Raw genomic sequence first — 581 nt, 5'->3', positions numbered from 1 at the left:
GCGATGGCGGCGCAGGTCTCGGCGTAGGCGCGGTCGGCGGGCAGTTCGTAGGGGTCGCCGAACGCCTCGTCGCGGTGGCGGGAGCCGTGGGCGCCGGTGATGTAGGTCTTGCGACCGAACGCGTCGTCCCACAGCCGCCGTGCCGCGGCCAGCAGTTCGTCGTCGTGGGTCTCGACCGCGACGTCGACCACCCCGGCCAGCAGGTACAGCTGCCGCACCGCATGACCGGCGACTTCCCGCGCCTCGCGGACCGGCACGTGATCCTGGAGGTAGGCGGAGCCGAAACGCTCGTCGTTGAGCAGGCCCCGGCCGCGCAGGTCGATCATGCGCCCGGCGAGGTCGAGGTAGGGGCGGTGACCGGTGACCCGGTACAGCTCCACCAGGGCGGTCTCGACCTCGGGGTGCCCGTCGAGTCCGTCGGGGCCGTCGGCCGCGCCGAACGTGTCCACCAGCAGGTCGGCGAACCGCCGGGCCACCGCGAGCAGCTCCGAGCCCACGCCCGCGCGGGCCGCGGCCACCGCGGCCTGGAACAGGTGGCCCGCCACGTACAGCTCGTGGCTGCGGTGCAGTTCCCGCCACCG

1 protein-coding gene is annotated in these 581 nt (G+C 74.4%); it reads right to left on the bottom strand.

Translation table 11 applies throughout. The features are described from left to right. A partial coding sequence (locus ABD223_RS43400; protein WP_344044222.1) for a beta-L-arabinofuranosidase domain-containing protein occupies positions 1–581 on the bottom strand: 581 nt, incomplete at both ends.

It is taken from the genome of Saccharothrix xinjiangensis, assembly GCF_039527585.1.
GTDB classification, from domain to species: domain Bacteria; phylum Actinomycetota; class Actinomycetes; order Mycobacteriales; family Pseudonocardiaceae; genus Actinosynnema; species Actinosynnema xinjiangensis.
This window is presented reverse-complemented; position numbering and strand designations above follow the sequence as displayed.